Source organism: Exiguobacterium sp. s142, assembly GCF_018618455.1.
Classification (GTDB): Bacteria; Bacillota; Bacilli; order Exiguobacteriales; family Exiguobacteriaceae; genus Exiguobacterium; species Exiguobacterium aurantiacum_A.
In genome coordinates, this window is the sequence record NZ_JACSMB010000015.1 from 67,131 (window position 1) to 75,110 (window position 7,980).

Consider the following 7,980-nt stretch of genomic DNA (forward strand, 5'->3'; position numbering starts at 1 on the left):
AGAGGTGGGAGAGGACGTGTTCCTCAAAAGAGATGAAACGATTGAAAACACTGTCATTAACGCAAAAATTATTTAGCGGTATCGGACTTATTTTATTGTTCGTCGCGTTCGGCATGGGCTATAACTTATGGACGCTTCAAAATATGACGAATCAGTATGAAGATATGATTAGCCATGATGTGATGAAGATGAAGGCGGCCGACGACCTGTCGCTCGGCATGACGCGTCAGGCGTATGGACTTCGGGGTTACATACTCGAGCAAGATGACTCGCGTCTCGACGCAGAGAAACGTGGGTCAGAAGACAAGAAACAGGCGATTCAGACACTCATCGAACTTGCCGAGACAGAAGAAGAGCAGACAGAACTCGAGAATCTTTTATCCTATGCAACCGGCTATGATGAGTTAGCCGCCCAATTGATTGCAGCAATCGATGAAGGGGACGAAGAGTCGATCGACCGACTCGCGCTTCGACTCATGCCGGATGTGACAGCTTCAATCACGGAGACGGGCGAGCGGTTACAAGCCGAGTCAGAGGCGGAGATGTTCGAGCAGCAACGAAGACTTGAAAAGTTAGGTGAGAAGGCAGTCTTGTACTCCGCGGGAATCGCGATTCTCATCTTGCTCCTGACAATTGGTGCCGGTTACGCCTTGAAACAAATGGTGACCGTTCCGCTTCGGATGTTGTCAGACGAAGTCGCCGTCGTCGCGAATGGCGATTTGACACGCGCCGACTTGGACGCGCTGACGCGTGACGAAATCGGGCAACTCATGGTCGGCTTCAACCAAATGAAAGGCAACTTGCGTGAGTTGATCAATGAAGTGAACCGTAACGCCCAAGAGATCACGGCGCAATCGGAAGAGCTTTACGCCAGCACGGAAGAGATGTCGTCGCAAACTGAAGAGACGACGCGGATGATCGAGGCGGTCGTCGAAGAGACGATTCAACAAGCGAAAGAAGCGACGGGCAGTGCCAAAGCGGTCGCTGCGGCTGATGAAGGCGTCGAACAGATCGCCCGTTCAATCGGGACGATCAGCGAAGACGTCGCGATGAGTCTAAAGCTCGCTGAACAAGGGGACGAGACGATTCAACAAGCGAAACAAGAAGTGCTCGCCCTTGCAACCGAGACACGAATGACCGGGGAATCAATCGCGGCGTTGAAACATCAGTCGGACGAGATCGCCTTGATCACGGAAGTCATCCAGTCGATCACGGACCAGACGAACTTGCTCGCCTTGAACGCGGCCATCGAAGCGGCCCGGGCCGGTGAACAAGGCAAAGGGTTTGCCGTCGTCGCCGAAGAAGTCCGGAAACTCGCCGAGCAGTCGAAACAGTCGGCCGCGCGGATCGCCGGGTTGATCGAATCAATCCAAGTCCAATCGAACGCCGTGCTCGCAAGGCACGAACTCAGTGCGAAGCGGGTCGAGGCGAATACGAAACTGTTGGAGAAAGCGACAAACGCGTTCCAACAAATCGTCGTCCAACTCGAGACGTCGGTTGAGAACACGAAACATATTCGTGTCGCCTCAAACGAGATCGCTTTGACGACAAAACAAGTCGCCACGGCCGCCCTCGGGATTGCGACCGAGAGCGAACAGATGGCGCAGACGATGCGTTCGGTCGGCGAGACAGCCGATTCACAGCTCGCGATGATCCAAGAGTTGAACGGCGTCGCCGAGTCGCTCGGGAATATGACGGGAGATCTGCAGACGTTGATCGGAAAATTCAATACGTGACAAACACAATCGAATCAGCTCGTCCTTTCGGCGCCTTCGCTTGCTGACCCCTCAGGAGTCTGCGGCGCCATGAACGAGCTTCGCAAGCGGTCGCCCTCTGGGGTGGCCGCTTGTCATTTTCTGAGGGCTCAACGACAGAAGAAAAGCCTGCGTCATGTGCACGAACCTAGGAAACGGAAACTGATAGCTAAAAGCATTCCTCGGACGGCTTTTGTACGTTCAAAGGATTGACGATGCTACGTTTCGGGAATTGCGGGAGAGAATGCAATTTAAACAGAAAAGGGGAATTCAGATGAAATATACGGTCATCACAGGGGCAAGTTCAGGCATCGGCTACGAGGCGGCGAAGCAGCTTGCCAAGCAGGGTAAATCATTCGTGCTCGTCGCGCGTCGCACGGACGAGCTTCAAAAATTGCGTGACGAGATCAAGTCAATCTCACCAGACAGCGACGTCATCCTCAAAACGAATGACTTGTCATATAGTGAAAACGTCTATGCACTCTATGAGTCGCTCGCCGACCTCGATATCGAGACGTGGATCAATAACGCTGGGTTCGGAGACTCGAATCTTGTGAAAGATGCCGAAGTCGGGAAAATGGAAAACATGATTCGTCTGAACGTCGAGGCGCTGACCGTCTTGTCGAACTTGTACGTCCGGGACTACCACAAGGTCGAAGGGGCGACGCTCTTAAACATCGCCTCGGTCGTTGGCTACCGCATCGCGGCGAAAGGGGTCACGTACAGCGCGACGAAGTTCTTCGTCAGCGCCTACACGGAAGGACTCGCCCAAGAACTTATCCAAAACGGGGACAAGCTGCGGGCGAAAGTGCTCGCACCGGCTGCGACCGAGACCGGATTCGCGAACCGGGCCCGCGAGGAAGAGAACTTCGATTACAGTGAGAACGTCGCGAAGTACCATACGGCCGAAGAGATGGCCGAGTTTTTAGTTCAATTGCTTGAGAGCGATCAAACGGTCGGCATCGTCAATCACGAGGACTACTCATTTGAACTGCGCGGACCGATTCACCCGTATATGGGGTGAGTTAGACAGCATTCAATACCATAAGCAGACGACAGCCCGAACTCTTTTTGAGTTCGGGCTGTCGTTTAGGATTGTCGCATCGTATCCGCATAGCCCCCGGTCAGGCGGTGGGTCAGGCGATGATACCAGTAGCGCAGACGCAGGCGATATACATACGTTCGGGACGTGTTCGGTAAGACGACGTTATCGATATAGTCGGCGAACATGGCGCGGAACATTTTGTCCTCACTATCGTCGTACGTCGCGCTCCACATGCCGTGCTCTTCGACTTCGAGCAGCGTCGCGATCGTCTCGTCGTCGAGTTGACCGTCTTCCGGCAAACGTTTGACGAGCATCTCGACCCGGTGGCTGCAAATCGAGGCATAGAGCGAATGGGCCCGTGGGTTTCGCGGATTTGCGTTCAAATAGCCGATTGCGGCTTTGAGCAGCTCGTCGTTCATCTCGAGCGGGATCTCATCGAACGCTTGGAAGAATTCGAGCAACATCGGCACGGTCTCTTCGCTGAAACCGGCGAGACGGACGTAGTGCATGATGTGTAAGCCCGCTTCGCCGTAGAATTTACGATTGAAGTAATGGACGGCAAGGGCGCGCCGTGTCATCGGCACGTCCGGATAGCGCTCGACGGCGCGGCAGTAATGTTGCTCGGCCTCAAACGTAAACCCGGCGTCTTCGCTGAGGGCGCCGTGCAGGCAATGGATGAGGTAATGGTCACCCATCGTACTCGCGGTTTCGAGCACTTGTCTGGCTGTCTTGAAATCGCCTTCGCGAATGAGCGGATAAGCGCGCATCGCCGGGAAGAACGGGTCGTTCGGGAAAGCCGTCTCGCCGCGGACGATGAGCGTCTCGATGGCCTCGGCGTTATAGTCTTCGATCAACTCTTCAAGGAGCATCATCTCAAGGAAGGTGCGCTGAAAGTCTGGGGTGTGTAAGTCGATGGTGTGTTTCAAATGAGGTCCCTCCCAGCTTTTGTGATTGTCGCTTTATTATACAAGTCAATCGCTTCACGAAGTAGCATTATTTGAAAAAATGGGAAAAGAAAAGAGGGGGAGCGCATTTGGGGGAAGGAGGGATCAACGTGGTCACGTTCACGGGCTATATCGTCGAACTCGAGGCAACGCGAATTCGGGTCGCACCGAATTTGGAGGCTGAACCGTTCGACGGCATCGTGTTTCATCTAGACGAACAGATCGGGGACATATCGACGCTCACGGTCGGCCAATTCGTGCGGGTCGAGCATAGTGAGATGATGACGAAATCATTGCCGCCCCAGGCGGCGGCGCACCGGATTGATGTGCTATGATGGATGAGAGGTGAGTCATATGGGACAGTGGAATTTTCTTTGGCTCGGCGGCGTCATCGCGCTGAGCGCATTTCTCGTCTGGCTCTTGCAAGACGCGATCCCGTTTTGGATGCTATCGATTTTGCTGCTGTTACTCGGGGCCGCGGTCGGTAACGTGCAACGCAAATTGAATAAGGGCGAGTAGAAAGCACGTCTTCCGATTTAGTCGGAAGGCGTGCTTTCTTCGTCTCGCTCTGTGGCAGCCGGTTTAGCTTTTTCTTCTTTAGCAGGCTTTTCTTGTTTAGCAGGCTTTTCTTGTTTAGCAGGCTGTTCTTGTTTAACAGGCTTTTCTTGTTTAACGGGCTGTTCTTTTTCAACATGCTTTTCTTGTTTAGCGGGTTGGTCTTTTTTAACCGGTTTTTCTTCTGTGACCGGTTTCTCTTTTGGCTGATCTTTCGGTTTGCTTTCTTGCTTTTTGACTGGTTTCTCCGCTTCAGCCGCTGGTTTTTCAGGCGCCACCGGTTCTGCCGGTTCTGTCACAGGAGGTTCCGGCGTGACCGGTTCTTCTGTGACGGGAGGCGGCGTCGGTTCTTCAGCTGGTACTTCCGGTTCAACGACTTCAGGCTCTGGCGTTTCCTCTGGCGTTGCCGGTGCGTCTTCAATCGGCTCTTCGGCAGGTGCGGCCGGTTCTGGCGTAGCTTCCGGGGCAGGAGTCTCGGCTTCTGGTTGCGGCGCTGGCGCTGGTTCCGTCACAGGCTGCTCATTTCGAGGTGGCGTGATTGGTGCGACCGGTGCTAGTTTAGCTAACGGTGGCGCTGGTGTGTCCGACTCAAGAAACGCGAGCACGTCTTGTTCGAACAGGGCGACCGGGAGTGCTTTTGACTTGAGGTGCATGGCGAGTACCCGTCCGTCTGCAGCAACAATCGGACTGCCGATTGCCCGTCTCGGGATATCGAACTCGCGCTCATACCCGGTTTCATTGAACGTCATCTGGCCTTCGATCCGTTTAGACGGCATGAGCGTGATGAGCGTCTCGTCCGCCGCGGCAATCGCGTGACTGAACATGAACGGCGTCTCTTTCATTTGATTGATCCGGATGACGGCGATGTCGACGGTACGTCCGACGACGGTCCCTTTAATTTTCTTCCCATCGTGGTCGATTGTCATCGTCGTCAAACCTTCAACATTATGGGCAGCCGTCAAAATATCTTGCGGGCTGATTAAAAACCCTGTCCCGGCACCGACAGAAAACAGACTTTTCTCGAGCGTCGCCAAATCAATCATCGAAGCGTTATCGGCTGAGACGGTGTCTTCGGCGATGTTCAAGTTGACTTTGTCAGCGAGTGAGTCCGTCGAACGAGGAGCTTCTTTCAAATAGGCGACTGTTAAAATAGAGATGAATGCTATAAGTGCAATCACGGTCGGAATGGCAATCCATTTCAAGCGACGGGGGCGATGGCCACACGTCGGACAAGCAGTTGTTTTTGAGCGGGTCTTCGTTCCGCAGCGTGGACAAGTCACGAGGGTGACACCTTCCTTCATATGCATAGATGATTAGCTATACCTTAAATAAAGAGGGGATAAACAATATTTTGACGGGGCAAGCAGACAGGGATGGAATGAACTTCCGGAAATCGGGAAAGAGATAGATATATTTCAAGAAAGGGGAAACGCCCATGCAGCCCTTTTGGACAACGCGTGCGTTCCGTAACGGCATCTGGGTACTGCTCATTTTGACGATCATCTTCATGGCGAAACAAGTCGAGTTTTTGTTCTATCCGGTCGGTATCTTTTTCGCGACCGTACTGACACCGTTCTTGTTCGCCGGCATCTTGTTTTATTTGACGGTCGGTCTCGTCGATTTCCTTGAGATCAAATGGAAGCGACGGTCACTTGCGATTTTGAGCGTGCTCCTGTTGTTACTCACGCTCGCCGTGTTGTTCGTCGTTACGCTCGGACCGCTCATCACAAGGCAACTGCTCGCGCTGCTTGACGCGTTCCCACGTTTCGCCGAAGGGAGCTATCGCCAGTTTTTGTTGCTGTACGGACGGCTCGAGGAATATGCATGGTTTCGGGACTATGCCGAGCAGAACGCGGCATCGATTGAGACGTGGATTCGTCAGTTGACCGACGCGCTCGGTTCACTCATCGGTACTGTCGCCGGTTCGCTCGGACGCGTGCTCGCGCTGATCGTGTCTGGACTGTTCACGTTGTTCATCGCGCTATTTTTGTACGTGTTCATGCTCATTGACGGGGGCAAGCTCGCGACGGCGATCGTGCGGTGGATCCCTGAGGCGTATGAACAAAACGCCCGCCATATCTTGCATGACATGCACGAGACGATCAAACGTTACGTCCGGGCCCAGCTCATCGTCTGCACGTTCGTCGGCTTCTTCGCGACAATCGCTCTTTGGCTACTCGACGTCCCGTTCTTCCTGCCGCTCGGTCTGTTCATTTTCGCAACGAACATCATCCCTTACTTCGGTCCGTTTCTCGGGGCCGCACCCGCCGTTTTGATTGCGTTCATCGACGAACCGGTCAAAGCGCTCTACGTCATCATCGCCATCACCATCGTCCAACAGCTTGACGCCAACGTCATCTCACCGCTCGTCCAAGGCAAGTCACTCCGTGTCCATCCCATCACCATCACTCTTGTCCTGCTCGTCGCGGGACGCCTCGCCGGTATCGTCGGCATGCTGCTCGCCGTCCCGTTCTATGCCGTCCTGAAAGTCACGTTCCTCAACTTGCAAAAACTATACGCGCTACGCAAACAGTCGAAGCTTCCGATTGAAAGGGATCACCACGTCTAAATTGTCTCCGAGAAAGGTTAAAAACATCTAAAATAGCTGACCAGTCTAGTGCCAACATCATTCTTTATGTCTACGGCGGGAACTTGTCTAGCGAAACCATTAAATGATATGTCGAACAATGGATGAGGAAGTTGTTAGAAGGATACAAGACAATTATTCAATGGTCGCAATCATGTCTGTGTTTATCACCGGTATCTTGTTGCTTTCATCTACTGAGGAGGGAACGACATGGCATTATCGACAGAACTAGGAAACATCAAGCAGCTGCATAACGCGGAGGCGGGCGTACTGAGTCTTTACTTAAGTACGAAGCCGAGCGAGCGCGACAAATGGGAGATCCATTTGAAGAACGAGCTGCGTCGGCTCGAGCAAGAAATCAAGAGCGGGGACGAGGCGAAGTTGAAAGCGTTCAAAGGCGTCCGAGAACGGGCCGAGCGTGAGATTCTAGGCAACGAACATAAGCTGTTGCGCAGCATCGTCTTGTTCGCAGAAGGAAACGATGGCTTGTTCGAGCTCCATTTCCTGCAACTCGACGTCGACAATGATTTCCATTACGGCGACAAGCCGAATTTGGACCAAATCGAGAAACTCGACGCTGAATTCCCGAACACAGGGATCTTGCTCGCTCAACTCGACAGCATCACGGTTTACGATACGCGGCTCGGTGAAGTCGAAGACGTCGTCGTGTTCGATCTTGACCTCGACACCGATCAATGGAGACGGTATCAAGGCCGCGGCAAGGGCGGCGAGGCATCATCGAGCAGCCAAATCGACCAGTTCGACAGCCGGAAAGAAAAACAAGTCCGACGGTTTTACCGGGATATCGCCGGAGAGATTCGTTCCTTACACAAGAAGCATAAATGGAGCGAGGTCGTCATCATCGGGCAAGACCGGAGTGCCAACTTGTTGAAAGACGAACTCGACATCGACATCGAGCGCGTCGTCAATCGGAACTTAGGCCACGCCGAGGAAGAAGAAGTATTGCGCCGGGCGTTCGAACGATAAAAAGTAGCGAGTGACGTCATGATATGCTCCCTCAAAAGTAGACAGGTTAAAAAATATAACCTGTTTTACTTTTGAAGGGAGTTTTTTGTGTGGCTCAAAAACGCTATT

At 53.2% G+C, this 7,980-nt stretch carries 8 protein-coding genes; 6 read left to right on the forward strand and 2 right to left on the reverse strand.

From position 1 onward, the window contains the following. The first annotated feature begins 32 nt into the window (after positions 1-32). The gene (locus KNP77_RS12625; RefSeq protein WP_214891112.1) at positions 33-1,736 is read left to right on the forward strand and encodes a methyl-accepting chemotaxis protein; all 1,704 of its coding nucleotides are present in this window, start codon (positions 33-35) and stop codon (positions 1,734-1,736) included. A gap of 292 nt (positions 1,737-2,028) precedes the next feature. Next, complete coding sequence (locus KNP77_RS12630) at positions 2,029-2,778, forward strand: SDR family NAD(P)-dependent oxidoreductase (protein ID WP_214891114.1); 750 nt, start codon at positions 2,029-2,031, stop codon at positions 2,776-2,778. 65 nt (positions 2,779-2,843) lie between these two features. Here KNP77_RS12630 and KNP77_RS12635 read toward each other — a convergent pair whose 3' ends face one another. Beyond that, positions 2,844-3,725, reverse strand: a complete 882-nt coding sequence (locus tag KNP77_RS12635; RefSeq protein ID WP_236633332.1) for a tetratricopeptide repeat protein — start codon at positions 3,723-3,725, stop codon at positions 2,844-2,846. Positions 3,726-3,853: 128 nt separating this feature from the next. Between KNP77_RS12635 and KNP77_RS12640 the strand changes: the two genes are divergently transcribed. Together KNP77_RS12640 and KNP77_RS12645 are read left to right on the forward strand one after the other, a co-directional pair. After that, entirely contained in the window at positions 3,854-4,078 is a 225-nt protein-coding gene (locus tag KNP77_RS12640; protein ID WP_214891116.1) for a DUF3221 domain-containing protein, read from the forward strand. A gap of 19 nt (positions 4,079-4,097) precedes the next feature. Further along, complete coding sequence (locus tag KNP77_RS12645) at positions 4,098-4,262, forward strand: hypothetical protein (RefSeq protein ID WP_167615699.1); 165 nt, start codon at positions 4,098-4,100, stop codon at positions 4,260-4,262. A gap of 17 nt (positions 4,263-4,279) precedes the next feature. Here KNP77_RS12645 and KNP77_RS12650 read toward each other — a convergent pair whose 3' ends face one another. Further along, the gene (locus tag KNP77_RS12650; protein WP_214891118.1) at positions 4,280-5,605 is read right to left on the reverse strand and encodes a trypsin-like peptidase domain-containing protein; all 1,326 of its coding nucleotides are present in this window, start codon (positions 5,603-5,605) and stop codon (positions 4,280-4,282) included. 128 nt (positions 5,606-5,733) lie between these two features. On the opposite strand from KNP77_RS12650, the gene KNP77_RS12655 reads away from it, so the two are divergent. Both KNP77_RS12655 and KNP77_RS12660 read left to right on the forward strand, forming a co-directional pair. Then, complete coding sequence (locus tag KNP77_RS12655; protein ID WP_214891120.1) at positions 5,734-6,867, forward strand: AI-2E family transporter; 1,134 nt, start codon at positions 5,734-5,736, stop codon at positions 6,865-6,867. Positions 6,868-7,095: 228 nt separating this feature from the next. After that, positions 7,096-7,872: a VLRF1 family aeRF1-type release factor gene (locus KNP77_RS12660; RefSeq protein WP_214891122.1), complete on the forward strand. Its 777-nt coding sequence runs from the start codon at positions 7,096-7,098 to the stop codon at positions 7,870-7,872. Positions 7,873-7,980: the final 108 nt, after the last annotated feature.